Annotated in this window: 20 protein-coding genes; 5 read left to right on the top strand and 15 right to left on the bottom strand. The window is 69.2% G+C overall.

Translation table 11 applies throughout. From position 1 onward, the window contains the following. Positions 1-7: 7 nt before the first annotated feature. From HOW07_RS05215 to HOW07_RS05230, 4 genes are all read left to right on the top strand, one after another. Entirely contained in the window at positions 8-988 is a 981-nt protein-coding gene (locus HOW07_RS05215; RefSeq protein WP_064296667.1) for a branched-chain amino acid ABC transporter permease, read from the top strand. Continuing rightward, positions 978-1,949 (top strand): ABC transporter ATP-binding protein, encoded by a 972-nt coding sequence (locus HOW07_RS05220; RefSeq protein WP_064296668.1) that lies wholly within the window; start codon positions 978-980, stop codon positions 1,947-1,949. The genes HOW07_RS05215 and HOW07_RS05220 overlap by 11 nt, the downstream gene beginning before the upstream one ends. Next, positions 1,946-2,722, top strand: a complete 777-nt coding sequence (locus tag HOW07_RS05225) for an ABC transporter ATP-binding protein (RefSeq protein WP_064296669.1) — start codon at positions 1,946-1,948, stop codon at positions 2,720-2,722. Before HOW07_RS05220 ends, HOW07_RS05225 begins: the two co-directional genes overlap by 4 nt. Positions 2,723-3,199: 477 nt before the next feature. Next, positions 3,200-4,144 carry a hypothetical protein gene (locus HOW07_RS05230; RefSeq protein ID WP_175116261.1) on the top strand — a complete coding sequence of 315 codons (945 nt, stop codon included), beginning with the start codon at positions 3,200-3,202 and terminating at the stop codon, positions 4,142-4,144. Positions 4,145-4,486: 342 nt separating this feature from the next. On the opposite strand, the gene HOW07_RS05235 is transcribed toward HOW07_RS05230, so the two are convergent. From HOW07_RS05235 to groES, 3 genes are all read right to left on the bottom strand, one after another. Beyond that, positions 4,487-5,764: an ABC transporter substrate-binding protein gene (locus tag HOW07_RS05235; protein WP_121289665.1), complete on the bottom strand. Its 1,278-nt coding sequence runs from the start codon at positions 5,762-5,764 to the stop codon at positions 4,487-4,489. Between the two features lie 187 nt (positions 5,765-5,951). Then, positions 5,952-6,890 (bottom strand): EamA family transporter RarD, encoded by a 939-nt coding sequence (gene rarD / locus HOW07_RS05240; protein ID WP_121290324.1) that lies wholly within the window; start codon positions 6,888-6,890, stop codon positions 5,952-5,954. Positions 6,891-7,085: 195 nt separating this feature from the next. After that, positions 7,086-7,382 (bottom strand): co-chaperone GroES, encoded by a 297-nt coding sequence (gene groES, locus HOW07_RS05245; RefSeq protein WP_056008047.1) that lies wholly within the window; start codon positions 7,380-7,382, stop codon positions 7,086-7,088. Positions 7,383-7,540: 158 nt separating this feature from the next. Between groES and HOW07_RS05250 the strand changes: the two genes are divergently transcribed. After that, positions 7,541-8,746 (top strand): class I SAM-dependent methyltransferase, encoded by a 1,206-nt coding sequence (locus tag HOW07_RS05250; protein ID WP_175116262.1) that lies wholly within the window; start codon positions 7,541-7,543, stop codon positions 8,744-8,746. A 39-nt stretch (positions 8,747-8,785) separates the two neighbouring features. Here the strand turns inward: HOW07_RS05250 and HOW07_RS19715 are convergent, their stop codons facing one another. The 12 genes from HOW07_RS19715 to rplM all read right to left on the bottom strand — a co-directional run bounded on the left by HOW07_RS19715 (position 8,786) and on the right by rplM (position 19,201). Further along, positions 8,786-9,472, bottom strand: coding sequence for a DUF4190 domain-containing protein (locus HOW07_RS19715; RefSeq protein ID WP_175116263.1), 687 nt, complete (start codon positions 9,470-9,472; stop codon positions 8,786-8,788). 94 nt (positions 9,473-9,566) lie between these two features. Continuing rightward, positions 9,567-10,625 carry a tRNA (adenosine(37)-N6)-threonylcarbamoyltransferase complex transferase subunit TsaD gene (gene tsaD, locus HOW07_RS05260; RefSeq protein WP_175116264.1) on the bottom strand — a complete coding sequence of 353 codons (1,059 nt, stop codon included), beginning with the start codon at positions 10,623-10,625 and terminating at the stop codon, positions 9,567-9,569. Next, complete coding sequence (gene rimI, locus HOW07_RS19315) at positions 10,622-11,158, bottom strand: ribosomal protein S18-alanine N-acetyltransferase (RefSeq protein ID WP_354293065.1); 537 nt, start codon at positions 11,156-11,158, stop codon at positions 10,622-10,624. The genes tsaD and rimI overlap by 4 nt, the downstream gene beginning before the upstream one ends. After that, on the bottom strand, positions 11,155-11,784 hold the full coding sequence (gene tsaB, locus HOW07_RS05270) for a tRNA (adenosine(37)-N6)-threonylcarbamoyltransferase complex dimerization subunit type 1 TsaB (RefSeq protein ID WP_175116265.1): 630 nt from the start codon (positions 11,782-11,784) through the stop codon (positions 11,155-11,157). The genes rimI and tsaB overlap by 4 nt, the downstream gene beginning before the upstream one ends. A 10-nt stretch (positions 11,785-11,794) precedes the next feature. Further along, positions 11,795-12,295, bottom strand: coding sequence for a tRNA (adenosine(37)-N6)-threonylcarbamoyltransferase complex ATPase subunit type 1 TsaE (gene tsaE / locus HOW07_RS05275; protein WP_175116266.1), 501 nt, complete (start codon positions 12,293-12,295; stop codon positions 11,795-11,797). Then, on the bottom strand, positions 12,292-13,452 hold the full coding sequence (gene alr / locus HOW07_RS05280; RefSeq protein ID WP_175116267.1) for an alanine racemase: 1,161 nt from the start codon (positions 13,450-13,452) through the stop codon (positions 12,292-12,294). The genes tsaE and alr overlap by 4 nt, the downstream gene beginning before the upstream one ends. Then, entirely contained in the window at positions 13,449-13,805 is a 357-nt protein-coding gene (locus HOW07_RS05285; protein ID WP_064296680.1) for a holo-ACP synthase, read from the bottom strand. Before HOW07_RS05285 ends, alr begins: the two co-directional genes overlap by 4 nt. 74 nt (positions 13,806-13,879) lie before the next feature. Then, positions 13,880-15,727 carry a glutamine--fructose-6-phosphate transaminase (isomerizing) gene (gene glmS, locus HOW07_RS05290; protein ID WP_079003851.1) on the bottom strand — a complete coding sequence of 616 codons (1,848 nt, stop codon included), beginning with the start codon at positions 15,725-15,727 and terminating at the stop codon, positions 13,880-13,882. A 126-nt stretch (positions 15,728-15,853) separates the two neighbouring features. Next, positions 15,854-16,807 carry a type I pantothenate kinase gene (gene coaA, locus HOW07_RS05295; RefSeq protein ID WP_064296681.1) on the bottom strand — a complete coding sequence of 318 codons (954 nt, stop codon included), beginning with the start codon at positions 16,805-16,807 and terminating at the stop codon, positions 15,854-15,856. Positions 16,808-16,853: 46 nt separating this feature from the next. Beyond that, a complete protein-coding gene (glmM, locus tag HOW07_RS05300) occupies positions 16,854-18,215 on the bottom strand; it encodes a phosphoglucosamine mutase (protein WP_121289650.1) in 1,362 nt (453 codons plus the stop codon). Between the two features lie 25 nt (positions 18,216-18,240). Continuing rightward, complete coding sequence (rpsI, locus tag HOW07_RS05305; RefSeq protein WP_064296683.1) at positions 18,241-18,726, bottom strand: 30S ribosomal protein S9; 486 nt, start codon at positions 18,724-18,726, stop codon at positions 18,241-18,243. A 28-nt stretch (positions 18,727-18,754) separates the two neighbouring features. After that, on the bottom strand, positions 18,755-19,201 hold the full coding sequence (rplM, locus tag HOW07_RS05310; protein ID WP_071259493.1) for a 50S ribosomal protein L13: 447 nt from the start codon (positions 19,199-19,201) through the stop codon (positions 18,755-18,757).

Raw genomic sequence — 19,201 nt, forward strand, 5'->3', positions numbered from 1 at the left:
CACGCGCATGGACTGGGGAAGCATTCTCTCGAACACGCTCGCTTGGGTCATCAGCCCGGAGACGATCGCGTACGCGCTCGCAGCACTCGGCTTGGCCGTGCACTTCGGCTACGGCGGTCTGTTGAACTTCGGTATGGCGGGGTTCATGGCGCTCGGCGCCTACGGCTACGCCATCTCGATCCTGAGCTTCAACCTCCCGTGGTGGGCGGGCATCATCGTCGGCTGTCTGGCCTCGGTGGTCTTCGCCTTCATCCTCGGCATCCCGACCCTGCGACTGCGAGCCGACTATCTGGCCATCGTCACCATCGCGGCGGCCGAGATCGTCCGACTCCTCTTCACCACGCAGGTCTTCGACGAGTTCACGAACTCGGCCGACGGACTCGGCAACTACCACGAGGGCTTCCGGGCCGCGAACCCGATCCCGCCCGGCACGTACGGCTTCGGGCCCTGGGAACTCAACGCGAACCAGTGGTGGGTCCGGATCTTCGGCATCCTGCTGCTCGCCGTCGCCGCCCTCCTCGTGTTCCTCCTCATGCGCAGCCCCTGGGGCCGCGTGCTGAAGGGCATCCGCGAGGACGAGGACGCCGTGCGCGCCCTCGGCAAGAACGTGTTCGCCTACAAGATGCAGGCGCTCGTCGTCGGTGGCGTGTTCGGTGCGCTCGGCGGGGTGGTGCTGGCGCTCCCCTCCGCGGTCGTGCCCAGCGTGTACGTCACGAGTCTCACCTTCTTCATCTGGACGATCCTCCTGCTCGGTGGAGCCGCGACGGTCTTCGGGCCGTTGCTCGGCTCGGTGATCTTCTGGGTGATCATGGCGTTCCTCTCGAACGTCCTCCCGGCGCTCGTGAAGGCGGACGTCCTGCCGTTCATGAGCTCGACGCAGGCGTCGACGCTCCGCTACGTGCTGGTCGGTGTCGCGCTCATGCTGATCGTCATCTTCAGGCCGCAAGGCATCCTCGGAAACAAGAAGGAGCTGACCTTTGTCAAGTAACAGCTCACCCACCTCGCGACCGGTCAAGACCACCGGCCTCCACGTCGGCGAGATCGTCCCGGGCGTCAAGAAGGTCGACCCGATCCTCATCGCGGACCAGGTCACCCGGACCTTCGGCGGCCTGCAGGCGGTGAACGTGGAGCACCTGGAGGTGCCCCGCAACGCGATCACCGCCCTCATCGGCCCGAACGGCGCCGGTAAGACGACGCTGTTCAACCTGCTGACCGGCTTCGACAAGCCGAACACCGGGACGTGGAACTTCGACGGCAAGAGCCTCGGGGGCGTCCCGGCGTTCAAGGTCGCCCGCATGGGTCAGGTCCGGACCTTCCAGTTGACGAAGGCGCTCGGCCTGCTCACGGTGCTCGAGAACATGAAGCTCGGCGCGACCGGCCAGACCGGCGAGGGCATCTTCTCGAGCCTCGTGAAGCCGCTCTGGCGGAAGCAGGAGGAGGACCTCGAGGTCAAGGCGATGGACCTCCTGCGTCGCTTCAAGCTCGACACGAAGCGCGACGACTACGCGGCCAGCCTGTCCGGTGGGCAGCGGAAGCTCCTCGAGATGGCGCGGGCGCTCATGAGCGATCCGAAGCTCGTCATGCTCGACGAGCCGATGGCCGGCGTCAACCCGGCGCTCACGCAGTCCCTCCTCGACCACATCCTGGCGTTGAAGGACGAGGGCATGACCGTGCTGTTCGTCGAGCACGACATGCAGATGGTCCGGCACATCGCCGACTGGGTGGTCGTCATGGCCGAAGGTCGTGTCGTCGCCGAGGGCCCGCCCGACACCGTCATGGAGGACCCCGCCGTCATCGACGCCTACCTCGGGAGCCACCAGGACGTCGACCTCGGGGTCGTGACCGGCAGGATCGCCGGAGAGGACAGCGCTGCGGCCGAGGAGCTGCTCGCCGAGATCGAAGACGAACGGCTCGCGGCTGGTGCCGAGCCCGAGGAGGAGCGGAAATGAGCGACGTGAAGGGTGCGCCGGTCGGCGGCACCGCGGTCAAGACCGCCGAGATGGTCGTGGAGGTCACCGATCTGACCGCCGGGTACCTCCCCGGCGTGAACATCCTGAACAGTGCCAACCTGACCGCCCGGAAGGGCGAGCTCATCGGCATCATCGGACCGAACGGTGCGGGGAAGTCGACGCTGCTGAAGGCGATCTTCGGACAGGTGAAGGTGCGCAGCGGACAGGTGCTCCTGAACGGTGAGGACATCACGGGGCTCCGGGCGAACAAGCTCGTGGCGCGCGGCGTCGGGTTCGTGCCGCAGACGAACAACGTGTTCCCGAGCCTCACCATCGAGGACAACCTCAAGATGGGGCTGTTCCAGAAGCCGAAGCAGTACAACGAGCGCCTCGAGTTCGTCACCGGGATCTTCAGCGAACTCGGGAAGCGGCTCAAGCAGCGCGCCGGTTCGCTGTCGGGTGGTGAGCGCCAGATGGTCGCGATGTCGCGGGCCCTCATGATGGATCCGCACGTGCTGCTCCTCGACGAGCCGTCCGCGGGGCTGTCGCCGGTCCGACAGGACGACGCGTTCATCCGCGTCTCGGACATCAACAAGGCCGGCGTGACGACGATCATGGTGGAGCAGAACGCACGTCGGTGTCTGCAGATCTGCGACCGCGGGTACGTGCTCGACCAGGGTCGTGACGCCTACACCGGGACGGGCCGCGAGCTCCTCTCGGATGACAAGGTGATCGGCCTCTACCTGGGCACGCTCGGCCAGGACGAGGACTGATCAGGGCGATCCCCACTCGCGGGTCGGCGGGGACTTCGGTACCCTCGAACATGCTCGTCCCGACCGCGTGCCGAGCGACGGGCCAGAAGCCACCGGATCCCGACCGGTGAACGAACCACAACTCCTCCCTCCCCCGAGGGGCACCGTCGTACCAAGACGGCCTCCTGAGACGGGGACGGAGGAGTTGTGCATTCTCCCTCCCCCTTTCGCCAGCGCGGTGCGCTGACGCGAGCGCGGTCCTGGCGCGTGAGCGCGGGTCTCCGGAGGCACGCGCTCACGCGCTGGACCCGCGCTCACGCCGAGTCATCACCGCTGCGGCACAGCGACCCGCGCTGAGACCGACGACCCGCGCTGGCGTCAGCGCACCGCGCTGGGTGCCATTCCACCCTCGCTCCACCGGAGGCTGGATGGGAGCAGTTCTCCACATCGTTTCCACGACACGAGCTGCTGTCGGAGTCGAACGGGCACGGTGAGGCGATGGAATCCTTCGACCTCAACCTGCTCCTCCGCCCGAACGGACTCCTGCTCGTCCGCGACGCACGCCGGGTCGGCGCCGAGCGCCTGGTGAGCGCCGCCCACCGCGACGGCGACCTGGTGCGTCTGCGGAAGGGCATCTACGTCCCTGAACCGATATGGAGTTCCCTGTCCCCCGATGACCGCTACCGGGTCCGGATCGAGGCCGCGGCCGTTGCGCTCCGAAAGGACGCACTGTTCAGCCACTACTCGGCGGCGCGGTTGTGGGGACTCCCGATCGTGGGTCCGTGGCCTCCCGAGGTGCACACGCTGACGAGCGGTGATCGCGGAGGACGTTCGGCACCCGGCATCATCCGTCACACCACGCAGGGCTCCGTGACCCGACGGATGCGTTACGGGCTCGCGGTCACGGACCCGGCTCGGACCGTCGTCGACCTCGCTCGGATCGCCCGCCTCGAGGACGCCGTCGCCGTCGCCGACGCTGCCCTCCGGCTCAAGCTCACCGACGAGACGGCGCTCCGCTCGCTCGCACGAGACCTGCCGGGCCGGCGGGGAGGACGCCAGGTGCGCTTTGCGATCGAGTTCGCGGACCCACTCGCCGCGAACGGTGGTGAATCGAAGATGCGGGTCGTGATCGCGCAGCTCGGTTTCGCCCTGCCGGTGCTGCAGCATGCCTTCTCCGACGCGGACGGACCGGTCGGAGTGGTCGATGCGGTCTGGCCGGACGAGCGCATCATCCTCGAACTCGACGGCCGACAGAAGTATGTGCGGGAGGAGTTCACGCAGGGGCGGGACGTGGCCGACATCGTCCTGGCGGAGAAGCATCGGGAGGACCGTCTGCGCGCGCTCGGGTACACCGTCGTCCGCGCCACCTGGGAGGACCTCGTGCATCCGAGTCGGCTCGCCGCGAAGCTCGAGCGCGCAGGGCTGCAACGCGCGTTCCGTTGACCCGGGCAATCGACTGGTCGCTGTCAGCGCGGTGCGCCGGCGTGAGCGCACCGGATCCTCCGTCAGCGCGGTGCGCTGGCAGGAGCCCCTCCCGTCGTCAGCGCGGTGCGCTGGCGTGAGCGCCACCCGCTGTGCCGCATGGGCTCGGAATCGGCGTGAGCGCGTCGTAGGCGCGTGAGCGCTGGTCTCCGGAGACCCGCGCTCACGCGCTGGACCCGCGCTCGCGTCAGCGCACCGCGCTGGCGCCACCACACACGGCACAGCACACGCGGGGGCAGTTACAGCTGCCGGACACGACGAAGGCCCCGGATCGCTCCGGGGCCTCGTCAGTCGCGTGGGCGACTAGTTGATGCGGGTGTACTTGTTGTCGTCACCGTACTGGTAGATACCGATGGTCGCCTCGGTCGGGTCGCCGTTCTCGTCGAACGTGATCGGACCGGAGTTGCCGTCGTAGTCGATCTTCTTGCCGTCGGCGATGGCCTTCGCACCCTCTTCGAAGGTGGTCACCTTCTCGCCCTTGTCCTTGCCACCGGACACGGACTGGAGCTCGGCCGCCATGTCGGCACCCTCGGTAGAACCGGCCTGCAGCGCCGCGAGGGCGAGCAGGATGACGGCGTCGTAGGATTCAGCCGCGTAGCTGTAGTCCTTCAGCGGCTCGCCACCCTCGTCCTTCACGAACGCCTGGAGGCGGTCGGTGAAGTCACCGAGCTTCGCGGTGTCGAGACCGGGCAGCGTGCCCTTGGCGCCCGTCAGCGTGCCCGGAGCGAAGTCCGCGCTGTAGTCGGCGAGGTTGCCGTCGACGAAGTAGAGCTTGTCCGACGGGAAGCCGGCGAGACCGGGGACGATCGTCTTGGTCTCCTCGAACGCGATGATCGCGATCGCGTCGGGGTTCTCCGCCTTGACCGCGCTGATCTGCGCGTCGAACGAGGTGTCACCGGTGTTGTACGACTGCTCGGCGACCACTTCACCGCCGGCGCTCTCGAACGCCTCCTTGGTGAACTTCGCGAGGCCGGTGCCGTACGAGTCGTTCAGGTAGATGATGCCGAGGGTGGCGTTGCCGTCCTCCGCGATCAGGTTCCCGAGGACCTCGCCCTGCAGCACGTCGGACGGCGCCGTCCGCCAGTAGAGACCGTTGTCGTCCCACGTGGTGAAGTCCGCGGAGGTGTTCGCCGGGGAGAACTGGATGACGCCTGCGCCGGTGACTTCGTCGATGAAGAGCTTCGACACACCCGAGGACGCTGCACCGATGATGGCCGTGACGCCTTCGGAGAGCAGACGGGGGACCTCGGTCGCGTACGCCTTGTTGTCGGAGTCACCCGAGTCGCCGAGCGTCAGGTCGATCTTGATGCCGAGGTCTGCGTCGTTGACCTCCTTGACCGCGAGACCGACACCGGCCTCCTCGGGCGGGCCGAGGAACGCGAGGTTACCGGTCTGCGGCAACGCCGTGCCGAGCTTCAGGGTCAGGTCGCCAGCAGGCTTGCTGCTGCTGCCGCTGTCGCCGCTACCACTCGAGGCGCAACCGCTCAGGACCAGCGCGCTGGCTCCGATCAGTGCGATACCACCGAGAACGATGGAACGTGGGCGGGAGCGAGCGGCCGTGGCCTTCGAAAAGACGCTCATGGTACTCCTTGCTTGTCAGAAGAGTGGCAGCTCCAGGGGCTGCCGTTGAGTCAAGTTATCCGCTGCACGTGCGCTGGACAATGTCGTTGACGTTACAAGCGTGTAACACGACCAAATCGTTACCTCAGGCGGGGCTGTTTCGCGCGTTTCCTGCAGTGGTCGCGCGATCAGCGCTGGAATCCGCTGTTCAGATGCTCGTCGAGCGGCGCCGTTCGACCCCGACGGCCCGACGACCACGGGTGGAGGCGACGAGCATGTCGACGGTGAGGATCGCGAGCGCCAGCCACACGAGACCGAAGCCCAACCAGCGCTCCGGCGGCATCGCCTCGTGCAGGACCGCGACACCGACGACGAACTGGATGATCGGTGCGAAGTACTGGATGAAACCCATCCAGGTGAGCGGGAGGCGGCGCGCCGCCGCCGCGAACAGCAGGAGCGGGACGGCGGTGATGACGCCGGCACCGACGAGCAGCAGGGCGTGCCCGACGCCTGCGGTGCCGATGGTCAGCCCACCGGTCACGCCGACCGCGATGAGCTGGGCGATCGCGACCGGCATCAGCCACACGGTCTCGAGCGTCAACCCGGACACGGCGTCGACCGAGCCGCCCACCAGTTTCTTGATGTAGCCGTAGAGGCCGAATGAGAAAGCCAGGATGAGGGCGATCCAGGGGACGCTGCCGTGTCCGATCGCGAGGACGAGGACCGCGATCACGCTCACGACCACCGCGGCCCACTGGGCCGGACGCAGCCGCTCCCGGAGGAAGAAGACGCCGAGGAAGACGGTCACGATCGGGTTGATGAAGTACCCGAGCGACGCTTCGACCACCTGGCCGTTGAGCGCGCCGTAGACGTAGGTCTGCCAGTTGACGTAGATGAGCGCTCCGGCGAGGCCCATCGTCAGGACGATGCGGCGCTGGCGGAGGATGCCGAACAGTCGACGCCAGGAACGGGTCGCCAGGATGAGGACGGCGCAGAAGACGAGGGAGAAGAGGATGCGCCACGCCACGACCTCGAAGGCGCCGGCCGGTGCGAGGGCGATGAAGTAGAGCGGGAGCGCTCCCCAGAGGCAGTAGGCGGCGACCGCCGAGAGCAGTCCGGACCGGCTCCCCTGCTGGGGCACGGCCACACTCGCACGTCGATCCACTCCCCCGTCGACGGAGACGGGGTGGATGTCGACGTCGGCTGGATCGCTGGGGTTCTGCACTGGTCCAGGCTAGACCCGCGACTCCCCGCGACACCCTCCGAAAACGGACACAGCCCGAACGGCGAATGCCATTCGGGCTGTCGAGCGGCCTGAGCCGCCGGATCCGTGCGCTGGTGACTAGCGGACGACGACTGCGAGGACGTCGCGCGCGGACAGGACCAGGTAGTCCTCACCGGCGTACTTGACCTCGGTGCCACCGTACTTGGAGTAGATCACCTTGTCGCCGACGGCGACGTCGAGCGGGACGCGGTTGCCGTTGTCGTCGATGCGACCGGGTCCGACCGCCACGACCTCGCCCTCCTGGGGCTTCTCCTTGGCGGTGTCGGGGATGACCAGACCGGAAGCGGTGGTCTGCTCTGCCTCGACCTGCTTGATGACGATGCGATCCTCGAGCGGCTTGATGGAGACCGACACGGTTGACCTCTTTCTTGAAACGAAGACGTGGTTAGCACTCACACTGCGAGAGTGCTGATTCCAGTGTAGGCATCTTCTGGCACTCATGCAATGCGAGTGCCAATCAGCGGCTGCTACCGTTGCCGGATGCATCCAGCTCCGCCCGAGGCCCACTGACCATGGACCGTTCGGAACTCGTCGAACTCCTCACGGCCGACGGCCTCAGGCTCCTCGACTCCCTGCCGCCCTACCCGACGAAGGACGAGGCCGTCCGCCTGGTCGGGCGCCTGCGCAAGGAGGGCCACTCCCCCGAGCTGGTCGCGGCGGTCCTCACGCAGTCGCGGCTCAGGCAGAAAGCCGTCGGCAAGTTCGGTCCGTTCGCCGGCCGCATGCTGTTCACCGAGGCGGGCCTCGAACAGGCCACGCGCCTTCCCGTCGCCGCGCTGCACGCCGGACGTTTCGCCCGGGCCGGCCTCACGCGCGTCGCCGACCTCGGCAGCGGCATCGGCGCCGACTCGATGGCCATGGCCTCGCTCGACCTGGAGGTCACGGCGGTCGACATCGACGAGGTCACCGCGGCCATCGCCAGCTACAACCTCGCCCCGTTCCCCACGGCGACCGTGCGGAACGCCGCCGCCGAGGACGTCTCGCTCGACGACTTCGACGCGGTCTGGTTCGATCCCGCGCGGCGCACCGCAGGACACGCCGACACCGCGCGGTTGTCCAGTGCCGCCGACTACACCCCGTCCCTCGACCTGGTCTTCGGTGCGGCGACCAGCCTCCCCACAGGCGTCAAGCTCGGGCCCGGATTCGACCGCTCACTCATCCCCGACGACGCCGAGGCGCAGTGGGTGTCGGTCGACGGACAGCTCGTCGAGATGGCGCTCTGGTTCGGCCCGCTGGCCCGTCCCGACGTCCGACGGTCCGCGCTCCTCCTCGCGGACGGCGTCCACCACGAGTTGCACGCCGAGGCCGACGCCGACGACGCCCCCGTGCGGGAACTCGGCGACTACGTGCACGAACCCGACGGGTCGGTGATCCGGGCCCGACTCATCGGCGACCTCGCCGTCCGCTTGGAGGCCGGCATGCTCGGCCAGGGCATCGCCTACCTGACCTCCGACACGGCGACGACCTCGCCGTTCGCCACGACCTTCCGGGTGCTCGAGCGGCTACCGATGGACGAGAAGGTCCTCAGGCGCACGATGCGGGATCGCGGGATCGGTGTCCTCGAGATCAAGAAGCGCGGCGTCGACGTCGACCCCGCGGCGTTCCGGAAGCGCATGGCGCTCAAGGGAGACGGCTCGGCCACGATCATCCTCACGAGGATCGCGGGCAAACACAGTGCGCTGCTCGTCGAACGGGTGACACCGGCCGCTGACGCCTGACCCGACGGTGTCCGCCGAGCCGCAGCGCCGCGAGGCGGATCAGGTCGAGACGTACCCGATGATCACGACGACGCTGTAGGCGAGCCAGCCGACGGAACAGGCGAGGCCGACGAACCCGGTCAGGAGGCCCGTGAGGGCGCGGCCTCGGCCCTGCGGCTCGCGACGCCTGGCTCCGAATCCGAGGACGATGGCCGCGATCGACAGGGGGAAGCCCCAACCGACGAAGACCGACACGAGGAGACCGACGAGACCGGTGATGAGCGACCAGGTGCTCCGTGAGGTCCCGGTCGACGCGGCAGGGGTCTGCGTCTGCGACTGCTGGTACGCGGCGTAGCCGCCCTGGCTCGGTGCCTGGTAGACCGCCGTCGGCACCGTCTGGAGATAGGTCGCGTGATCGCCCTGCCAACCCGCTGGTGGAGGGGAGGCCTGGCCCTGGGGCTGGTACGGCTGCTGAGGTTGGTAGGGCTGCTGCTGGCCCTGGGGCTGGTACGGCTGCTGGGGCGCGTACGGCTGCTGCTGGCCCTGCGGCGCGACAGCCTGCTGGGAGGGCTGCGGCGGCTGGTACTTCGACCAGGGCTGCTGGGCCTGCGGCTGGTGAGGAGGCTGCTGCCCCCACTGCTGCTGCGGCTGCCCGGTGGGCTGCTCGGCCTGCGGCGGGCGCGACTGCCCGTCCACTGCACCGTCCTGGTGCTGAGGTCGTCCGTCGGGGTGCTCGTGCTGATCCATCGCCGCTCCTTCGATCCGTGACCGGGTACCGGCCCATCCTATGCGCCGACGTCCGCGCACCCGGTCGACGGCCGGGAGACGGCTGGTCGAGCGGTCAGTACACCTGGATCTCGGTGACCGGCAGGGTCGAGTCGGCGCCGAAGTCGAGCGAGGACGGCTCGTGCCCGGCGGAGATGAGCTGCGCGGCGAGTGCGGCGATCATCGCACCGTTGTCGGTGCAGAGCTGCATCGGCGGGATGCGGAGTTCGATCCCGGCCGAGGTGGTGCGTTCGGCGGCCACCTCGCGGAGCCGCGCGTTCGCGATGACGCCGCCCCCCAGCAGCAGGCGGGGCACGCCGAGCTCGGTGCATGCTCTGACCGCCTTCGAGATGAGCACGTCGACGACGGCCTCGCGGAAACTGGCGGCGACGTCCGCGACGGGGACCGGCTCCCCCGCGTCCTGCTTCGCCTCGACCCAGCGTGCCACGGCCGTCTTCAGGCCGGAGAAGGAGAAGTCGTAGCGGTGCCGCTCCATGTCCTTCGGCAGGCTGAGTCCGCGGGGGAAGCGGATCGCCTTCGGGTCGCCGCCGACGGCCGCACGGTCGATCTGCGGCCCGCCCGGGTAGGGCAGGCCCAGAATGCGCGCGACCTTGTCGAAGGCCTCGCCCGCCGCGTCGTCGATGGTCTCGCCGAGCAGTTCGACGTCCGACACGAGGTCCCGCACGAGGAGCAGCGAGGTGTGCCCGCCGGACACGAGCAGGGCGATCGTGGGGTACTCGATCGTCCCGTCTTCGGAGTCGAGGACGTCCGCGCCGACATGACCGACGAGGTGGTTCACGGCGTACAGCGGTTTGCCGAGGGACACAGCGAGCGCCTTCGCCGCGCCGACGCCGACCATGAGTGCGCCGGACAGGCCGGGGCCACTCGTCACCGCGACGGCGTCGAGGTCGGCCAGGGCGACGCCGGCCTCGGCGAGCGCCGCCGTGAGCGTCGGCTCGAGCGCCTCGAGGTGGGCGCGCGCGGCGACCTCCGGGACGACCCCGCCGTACCGCGCGTGCTCGTCCATACTCGAGGCGATGGTGTTCGCCAGCAGGTGGTGTCCGCGGACGATGCCGATCCCGGTCTCGTCGCAGCTCGTCTCGATGCCGAGGACGAGCGGTTCTGCTCGGTTCACGCGATGCTCCCGGGGTGCTGGTCGGTCTGGTCGAGCGGGGACTGGCCGTGGGCGGGCATGGGCGGCCTCGGCTGGACCGTGAGTCGCATGACGATGGCGTCGACGTCGTCCGGCTGGTAGTAGCCGGGGCGGACGCCGAGTTCCTCGAAGCCGAGACTGCGGTACAGCGTGATCGCAACGGGGTTGTCGGCCCTGACCTCGAGGAAGACCTGGGTGACGTCCTGCTGCCTGGCCTGCTCGATGAGCGCCTGCATGAGGAGTCGCCCGAGTCCTCGTCCTCTGGCGTACCCGGCGACGGCGATGGTCTGGATGTCGGCGTCGTCGGAGCGGGAAGGCGCGAAGAGACCGCCGTAGCCGGCGAGTGTCGCGTCGTCGGCGTCGACCTCCGTCGCGACGAGGTAGTACCCGTGCGGCGACGACAGTTCGGCGCGCATCATGTCAGCCGACCAGGCGTCGTTCACGAAGACGGTGTGCTCGAGCTCCATGATCGCGTCGAGGTCGGCGACACCGGCGCGGCGCAGCGACCAGCTCACGCCGTCACCCGCTTGGCGCCCGCGGACATCGTGACGTCGGGTGAGCGGAGGTACAACGGCTCCTCCCCCGCGAATCCGCCATCGGTGGCGAGGAGTGCGGCGGCGACCTGTCCCAACGCCCCGGCGGGGACGACGAGTGCGTCGAGGCGCACGGATTCGGAGTTCGGGAGGTCGTCGGGTTTCGCGAGGGCCGGCCCCTGGACGCGGACCGGGAGGCCGGCTGCGTCGAGTCCGGCGTAGCTGGTCCAGTAGCGTTCGCGACGGCGGGCATCCGTGACCACGAGGAGCGTGGCGTCGGCTGCGGCGGAACCGGAACGGTAGGCGTCGAGCGCGATCGCATCGTGGCTCACCACGGGGTGCACCGGGAGGCCTGCGCCGATCCCGAAGCTGCGGGCCGCGGCGATCCCGATCCGGAGTCCGGTGAACGGCCCTGGTCCCATACCCGCGACCAGCCCGGTGAGCGCGGCGACCTCGATCCCGGCGTCGTCGAGGCATCCGGCGATGAGCGTCCCGATGACCTCGGCGTGCCGCATCGGGTCGTCGGAGGACCGTTCGGCCAGCACCTCGCCACCCAGGGTGACGACGGCGACGCTCGAACCCGCGGATGTATCGATCGCCAACAGCACGTCGTCCAGCCTACCCGGCGTCGATGGCGGGGTGCCGCGAGAGCGTGAGGGTCCGGCGCTCGATCGGCTCCTCGCCGGCATCGTCCGTCGCGGGTTCGTCGCCGGCTCCGGTCGGACGCTCGATGACGAGCTCGAACCACGTGGGGACCACGCCGTCGAGCAATCCCGCTCCCCATTCCAGGACGACGACGGATCGGGAGAAGTCGATGTCGAGGTCGTCGAGTTCGAGCGCCGAGCCGAGCCGGTAGGCGTCCACGTGGACGAGCGGCGGACCTCCGACGAGGCTCGGGTGCGTCCTGGCGAGCACGAAGGTGGGGCTGGTGACGGGGCCGCGGACCCCGAGGCCCTCGCCGATCCCTCGCGTGAGGGTCGTCTTGCCCGCTCCGAGCGGCCCGGTCAGGACGAGAAGCTGCCCGGCGCGCAATGCGGCGCCGAGCCGGACGCCGTAGGCGTGCATCTCCTCGGGCGTCGCCACGTCGACGGTGCCCGGGGTGAGGACGTGATCGGTCATGGCCGCTCCCTGGTCGTCCGGACGACGCGCGGTCCGATCCGGGTGACGAGTTCGTAGTTGATGGTGCCGGCGGCCTCCGCCCACTCCTCGACGCGCGGCGCGCCGGACGCCGGATCGCCGAAGAGCACGGCGTCGTCACCCACGGCGACCGCGTCGTCACCGACGTCGACGACGAACTGGTCCATCGCGATCCGCCCGCACACCCGGTAGCGGCGTCCGTTGATGACGACCGGACCGGCGTTCGAGGCGCTGCGCGGCACACCGTCGGCGTATCCGAGCGGGATGAGGGCGAGCGTCGTCGCCGTGCTGGTCCGGTAGCTGTAGTCGTAGGACACCCCGGCACCCGGTTCGACCCGACGCACGGCGGCGACCGTCGCCCGGAGGGTCATGACGGGCCTGAGGCCGAAGGCGTCGGCCGAGCGGTCGACGTCCTCGGTGGGTTCGAAGGGCGAGAGGCCGTACACCGCGAGTCCGAGGCGGACGGCGTCGAAGCGGAGGGAGGGCTCGCCGAGCGCTGCCGCCGATGCGGCGAGGTGCAGACTCCGCGGCGTGAGACCGGCCTCCGCGGCGAGGGCGACACCGCGTTCGAAGCGGACAGCGGCGGCCCGGTCGTCGGCGGTGGAGGTGTTGGAGACGTGCGAGAACAGCCCGTCGACCCGGACGAGCCCCGCAGCCTCAGCTGCTGCGGCGGCTCGGAAGAGCTCCGGCCAGTCGGCTTCGGCCGCACCGTTCCGGCTGAGTCCGGTCTCCAGTTTGAACTGGACGACCGGCACGACGGACGGCCGATCCCGAGCGGCCTCGATCACGCGCTCGAGCTGCGCCACCGACGACAGACCGAGGTCGATCCCGGTATCGAGTGCGGCGCCGAACGCAACCTGCGGGCCGTGCAGCCAGGCGAGGATCGGTGCCGTGATCCCGGCGGCACGCAGCGCGACGCCCTCCATGATGTCGGCGACTCCCAGGCGATCAGCCCCGGCCTCGATCGCCGCGCGGGCGATCGCCTCGGCACCGTGCCCGTAGGCGTCGGCCTTGACGACGACGATGAGTTCACCGACGCCGGTCAGCTCGCGCAGGCGACGGACGTTGTGGCGCAGGGCGTCGAGGTCGATGATCGCCTCGCGGGTCGGGCGCTCGTCGACCTCGGACACGGGCGTCATCCTTCCCGCTCCGCGACGACGAACGCGACGGCGACCCCGGCGTCGTGCGTCATGGTCAGGTGCATGCTCGTGATCCCCCGCTCGGCCACCACACCCGCCGTGACGCCGGACAGCGCGAAGTCGGGCTTCCCCTCCGGGCCGTTCACGATCGCCATCTCCTGCCACCGGATACCGTCCGAGGAACCCAGTGCCTTGATGAGCGCCTCCTTGGCGGCGAACCGTCCGGCGAGGGACCGCAGCGGGAGGTCGCGTTCCGACGGGACGAAGAGCCTGGCCAGCAGGTTCGGGGTGCGCGTGATCGCCCGTTCGAACCGTGCGAGGTCGACCAGGTCCACCCCGATGCCGATGATCATCCCTCTACTCTACGGCCGTCGTGTGCGGCCCGGAGGCTCGCTCGACGGGCCACCTCGGACCCCGCGGACCGTCCCTACTCGACCGTGACGGACTTCGCGAGGTTGCGCGGCTGGTCGACGTCGAGGCCCTTCGCCGTCGCGAGCTCCATCGCGAAGATGTGCAGCGGGATGACGGCGAGCAGAGGCTCGAACAGCGGACCGGCGAGCGGGATCGGGATGACCTCGTCGGCCGAGGGCAGGACGGCGGCGTCGCCCTGCTCCGCGATCGCGATGACCCGGGCACCGCGTGCACGGATCTCCTCGATGGTCGAGATGACCTTCGGGTGCAGGATCGCCGAGCCACGTGGGCTCGGGACGACCACGAAGACGGGCTGGCCCGGCTCGATGAGGGCGATCGGGCCGTGCTTGAGCTCGCCACCGGCGAAGCCTTCAGCGTGGATGTACGCGAGCTCCTTGAGCTTCAGCGCACCCTCGAGCGCGATCGGGTACCCCACGTGGCGCCCGAGGAAGAGCACCGCGCGGGAGTCGGCCATCCAGTGGGCGAGCTGCGCGATCTTCTCGGAGGCCCCGAGGATGCTGGCGATCTTGTCGGGCACGCCCTGCAGCTCCTCGACCTGCGACGCCAGGAACTCCGGAGTCTGGGTGCCGCGCACCCGCGCGAGGTGCAGCCCGAACAGGTACAGCGCCGTGATCTGGGCGGTGAACGCCTTCGTGGACGCGACAGCGACCTCGGGCCCCGCATGGGTGTACACCACGGCGTCCGACTCACGCGCGATCGTGGCGCCCTGCGTGTTGCAGATCGACAGCGTCTTCGCGCCGGACTCGCTCGCGAAACGCACCGCCATGAGCGTGTCCATGGTCTCGCCCGACTGGCTCACCGAGATGACGAGCGTGCGCGCGTCGATGACCGGGTCGCGGTAGCGGAACTCGTGGCTGAGCTCCACGGTGACCGGGATCCCGGCCCAGCGCTCGATCGCGTAGGTGCCGACCGTGCCGGCGTAGGCGGCGGTGCCGCACGCGATGATCACGATGCGGTCGATGTCGAGGAAGAGCTCGTCGAGACCGGCGAGTTCGGGGATGACGACCTGGCCGCCCTCGACCCGCCCGCGGATCGTGTTCGCGACCGCATCGGGCTCCTCGCTGATCTCCTTCGCCATGAAGCTCGACCAGCCGCCCTTGTCGGCCGCCGAAGCGTCCCACTGGATCTCGAACGGCTCGGTCACCACGTGGTTGCCGGCGAAGTCGGTGACCGTCACGTCGTCGGGCGTGATGACGACCATCTGGTCCTGACCGATCGCGACCGCGCGCTGGGTGTACTGCACGAACGCGGCGACGTCCGACCCGAGGAAGTTCTCGCCGTCGCCGAGTCCGATGACGAGCGGCGAGTTCCGACGCGCGCCGATGACGACGCCGGGCAGGTCCTGGTGCATGGCGAGCAGGGTGAAGGCGCCGTCCAGGCGAGCGACGACGCGGCGGAAGGCCTCGGTGAGGTCGCCGGTGGAGCGGTACTCGCGGCCGATGAGCACGGCGGCGATCTCGGTGTCGGTGTCGCTCTCGAAGGTGAAGCCGTCCGCGAGGAGCTCCGCGCGCAGCTCGGCGAAGTTCTCGATGATGCCGTTGTGGATGAGCGCGAGGCGTCCTTCGTCACCGAGGTGCGGGTGCGCGTTGCGGTCCGTCGGTCCACCGTGGGTCGCCCAACGGGTGTGACCGATACCGGTCGAGCCCGGCGCGATGGGGTTCGCGGCGAGGTCCTCAGTGAGGACGGCCAGCTTCCCGGCGCGCTTCCGGGTGTTCAGCGAGCCCGTCGCGTCGAGCACGGCGATCCCGGCGGAGTCGTACCCCCGGTACTCGAGCCGCTTGAGTCCGCCCATGAGGACGTCCACCGTCTTGTCGTTCCCGACGTACCCTACGATTCCACACATGTAGAGCAGCATAATCGCGCGAGTTTGCGAGGATCCTGCACCAACCTCGAGGCGCCGACGCTCAGCGTGGGAGCAGGACGGTGCTGCCGGGATCCAGCGGTTGCCGGGCCCTTCCCCTGCCGCTGCTCAGAGCTTGCGGAGCAGCACCGAGGACACCGTGTGATCGGAGTCCTTCCGCAGCACGAGCTTCGCGCGTGACCGGGTCGGGCGGATGTTGTCGATGAGGTTCGGTTCGTTGATGGAGCGCCAGAACCCGCGTGCCTGATCGGCCGCCTCCTCGTCGGAGAGCTCGGCGAACACGTTGAAGAAGGAGTTCGGGTTCGAGAACGCGCCCCGCTTGAGCGCCATGAAGCGGTCGACGTACCAGGACTCGATGTCGCGCGTCCGTGCGTCGACGTAGATGCTGAAGTCGAACAGGTCGCTGATCGCGAGTCCGCTGGCCGTCGCGGCCGGTTGCAGCACGTTCAAGCCCTCGACGATCAGGACGTCGGGGCGCCGGACGACGACCTGCGCCGTCGGGATGATGTCGTAGCGCAGATGCGAGTAGAACGGTGCCCGCACCTCGGCGGCGCCGCTCTTCACGGCGGTGATGAACCGCAGGAGCGCCCGGCGGTCGTACGACTCGGGGAAGCCCTTGCGATCCATGATGCCGCGCCGCTGGAGTTCCTCGTTCGGATAGAGGAAGCCGTCGGTCGTCACGAGCTCGACGTGCGGGGTGTCCGGCCAGCGCGACAGCAGTTCGCGCAGCAGCCGCGCGATCGTCGACTTGCCGACGGCGACGGAACCCGCCACGCCGATCACGAACGGCGTCCGGAGCGCCTGGTCGCCGAGGAACCGGCTCGTCGCGCGGCCGAGGTCCTGGGTGCCCTTCGCGTAGAGGCTCAGCAGTCGGCTGAGCGGCACGTAGACCTCCTCGACCTCCCGCATGTCGAGACGGTCGCCGAGGCCGCGGATCTGCACGACCTCGGTCTCGCTGAGCGGTGTGGCCGTCTCCGGAGCGAGTCGCGCCCATTCGGCACGGTCGATCTCCACGTAGGGCGTCGGCTGCCCGGAGGCACCGCCCGTCGTCGTCGAAGTCATGCGATCACTCTTCCACAGCTGAGGTGCCGAGCCGTCGCCGGACGACTCAGATGGCGAGTCGTTCGCGGACGACGTCGGCGAGGCGGTGCGCCAGGCGGTCGGCGGTCGGCTGGTCGGCCGCCTCGACCATGACGCGGACGAGCTGCTCGGTGCCGGACGGCCGCAACAGCACGCGTCCGTCGTCTCCGAGCTCGGCTTCGGCAGCCTGTACGGCAGCGTCGACGACCTCGTCGCCGGCGAGGCGTGTCCGGTCGACACCCGTGACGTTGACGAGGATCTGCGGGTACACCTGCATCACCGCGGCCAGCTCCGCGAGCGTCTTCCCGGTGCGCGCCATCTCGGCCACGATGTGCAGGCCGGTGAGGATGCCGTCGCCGGTGGTCGCGTAGTCGGCCATGATGACGTGACCCGACTGCTCGCCGCCGAGCGAATAGGCGTTCGCGTTCATCGCCTCGAGGACGTAGCGGTCGCCGACCCCGGTCTGGACGACGTTGATGCCGTGCTCGCGCATCGCGACGTGCAGGCCGAGGTTGCTCATCACCGTGGCGACGAGCGTGTCGTCCTTGAGCCTGCCTCGCTCCTGCATCGAGACCGCGAGGATGGCCATGATCTGGTCGCCGTCGACGACCTTGCCCGCAGCGTCCACCGCGAGGCAGCGGTCGGCATCGCCGTCGTGTGCGATGCCGAGGTCGGCACCGTGCTCGAGGACCGCCTTGGACAGGAGGTCGAGGTGCGTGGAGCCGACGCCGTCGTTGATGTTCATGCCGTCGGGGTCGTTGCCGATGATCGTGACCTTGGCCCCGGCGTCGCGGAAGGTCTCCGGCGACACTCCCGCAGCCGCGCCGTGCGCGCAGTCGAGGACGACATGGATGCCGTCCAGGCGGTTCGGGAGACTGCCGAGCAGGTGGAGGACGTAGCGGTCCTCGGCGTCGGCGAAGCGGATGATCCGGCCGACATCGGCGCCGGTCGGGCTGAGCTTGGGGCGGTCGAGGTATTCCTCGATCCGGCGTTCCACCGCGTCGGGCAGCTTCGTGCCGCCGCGGGCGAAGATCTTGATCCCGTTGTCGGGCGCAGGGTTGTGCGAGGCGGAGATCATCACGCCGAAGTCGGCGTCGATGTCGGCGATGAGGAACGCCGTCGCGGGCGTGGGCAGCACGCCGGCCTCGAGCACGTCGACGCCCGAGGACGCCAGGCCCGCCGCGACGGCGGCGGACAGGAACTCGCCGGAGATGCGCGGGTCGCGTGCGAGCACGGCGACCGGGCGCTTCCCGGCGGCACGGCGGGCCTCAGCACTACGGCCTTGCCCAAGCACCACTGCGGTGGCTTGGGCAAGGCCGAGGGCGAGGTCTGCCGTCAGGTCGGCGTTCGCGAGTCCGCGTACGCCGTCGGTACCAAACAGCTGAGGCATCGAGCTTCGCTTGTCCTGAGAGCGCTTAGCGCTTCGAGAACTGCGGAGCCTTACGGGCCTTCTTGAGTCCGGCCTTCTTGCGCTCCTTGACGCGAGCGTCACGGGAGAGGAAGCCGGCCTTCTTCAGGGTGGCGCGGTTATTCTCCTCGTCGATCTGGTTCAGCGACCGAGCAATGCCGAGGCGCAGCGCGCCGGCCTGGCCCGAGGGGCCACCACCGGAGATGCGTGCGATGACGTCGTAGCCGCCGGCCAGGTCGAGGACGGTGAACGGGTCGTTGATGAGCTGCTGGTGCAGCTTGTTCGGGAAGTAGTCCTCGAGCGTGCGGCCGTTGACCGTGATGGTGCCGCTGCCGGGGACGAGACGCACGCGGGCGATGGCCTGCTTGCGACGGCCGACGGCTGCGCCGGGGACGCTCAGCACGGCGCGAGGCGCGGTGACTGCTGCTTCGGGAGCCGACTCGGTGGAGTAGCTCTGCGGGGTCTCTTCGATGGAATCTGCGATGTTCGCCACTGTGTAATCCTTTTTTCTTGTCCGGTGCTTACTGGGCGACCTGGTCGAGCGTGAACGGCTTGGGCTGCTGAGCGGCGTGCGGGTGCTCGCTGCCCGTGTAGACCTTGAGCTTCTTCAGCTGGTCGCGGCCGAGCGTGTTCTTCGGCAGCATGCCGCGGATCGCCTTCTCGACGGCGCGGATCGGGTTCTTCTCGAGGAGCTCGGCGTAGGTGACGGCCGAGAGCCCGCCCGGGTAACCGGAGTGGCGGTAGGCCTTCTTCTGCAGGAGCTTGGCGCCGGTGAGGGCCACCTTGTCGGCGTTGATGATGATGACGAAGTCGCCACCGTCCATGTGGGGGGAGAAGGTCGCCTTGTGCTTGCCGCGCAGGAGCGCTGCAGCGTGGCTGGCCAGGCGGCCGAGGACCACGTCGGTGGCGTCGATGACGACCCAGTCGTGCGTGATCTCACTGGCCTTCGGGGAATACGTGCGCGTCAC

Source organism: Plantibacter sp. MCCC 1A11337 (genome assembly GCF_013349365.1).
Taxonomy (GTDB): domain Bacteria; phylum Actinomycetota; class Actinomycetes; order Actinomycetales; family Microbacteriaceae; genus Plantibacter; species Plantibacter flavus_A.

Excerpts from the sequence above, each read along its gene's own strand:
- HOW07_RS05215 (WP_064296667.1), top strand. The coding sequence starts at position 8 with ATGGACTGGGGAAGCATTCTCTCGAACACGCTCGCTTGGGTCATCAGC.
- coaA (WP_064296681.1), bottom strand. The coding sequence starts at position 16,807 with ATGACTTCGACGACGACGGGCGGTGCCTCCGGGCAGCCGACGCCCTAC.
- HOW07_RS05285 (WP_064296680.1), bottom strand. The coding sequence starts at position 13,805 with ATGATCATCGGCATCGGGGTGGACCTGGTCGACCTCGCACGGTTCGAA.
- HOW07_RS05230 (WP_175116261.1), top strand. The coding sequence starts at position 3,200 with ATGGAATCCTTCGACCTCAACCTGCTCCTCCGCCCGAACGGACTCCTG.
- HOW07_RS05235 (WP_121289665.1), bottom strand. The coding sequence starts at position 5,764 with ATGAGCGTCTTTTCGAAGGCCACGGCCGCTCGCTCCCGCCCACGTTCC.
- glmS (WP_079003851.1), bottom strand. The coding sequence starts at position 15,727 with ATGTGTGGAATCGTAGGGTACGTCGGGAACGACAAGACGGTGGACGTC.
- alr (WP_175116267.1), bottom strand. The coding sequence starts at position 13,452 with ATGACGCCCGTGTCCGAGGTCGACGAGCGCCCGACCCGCGAGGCGATC.
- glmM (WP_121289650.1), bottom strand. The coding sequence starts at position 18,215 with ATGCCTCAGCTGTTTGGTACCGACGGCGTACGCGGACTCGCGAACGCC.
- tsaE (WP_175116266.1), bottom strand. The coding sequence starts at position 12,295 with ATGACCGATCACGTCCTCACCCCGGGCACCGTCGACGTGGCGACGCCC.
- HOW07_RS05250 (WP_175116262.1), top strand. The coding sequence starts at position 7,541 with ATGGACCGTTCGGAACTCGTCGAACTCCTCACGGCCGACGGCCTCAGG.
- HOW07_RS19715 (WP_175116263.1), bottom strand. The coding sequence starts at position 9,472 with ATGGATCAGCACGAGCACCCCGACGGACGACCTCAGCACCAGGACGGT.
- HOW07_RS05225 (WP_064296669.1), top strand. The coding sequence starts at position 1,946 with ATGAGCGACGTGAAGGGTGCGCCGGTCGGCGGCACCGCGGTCAAGACC.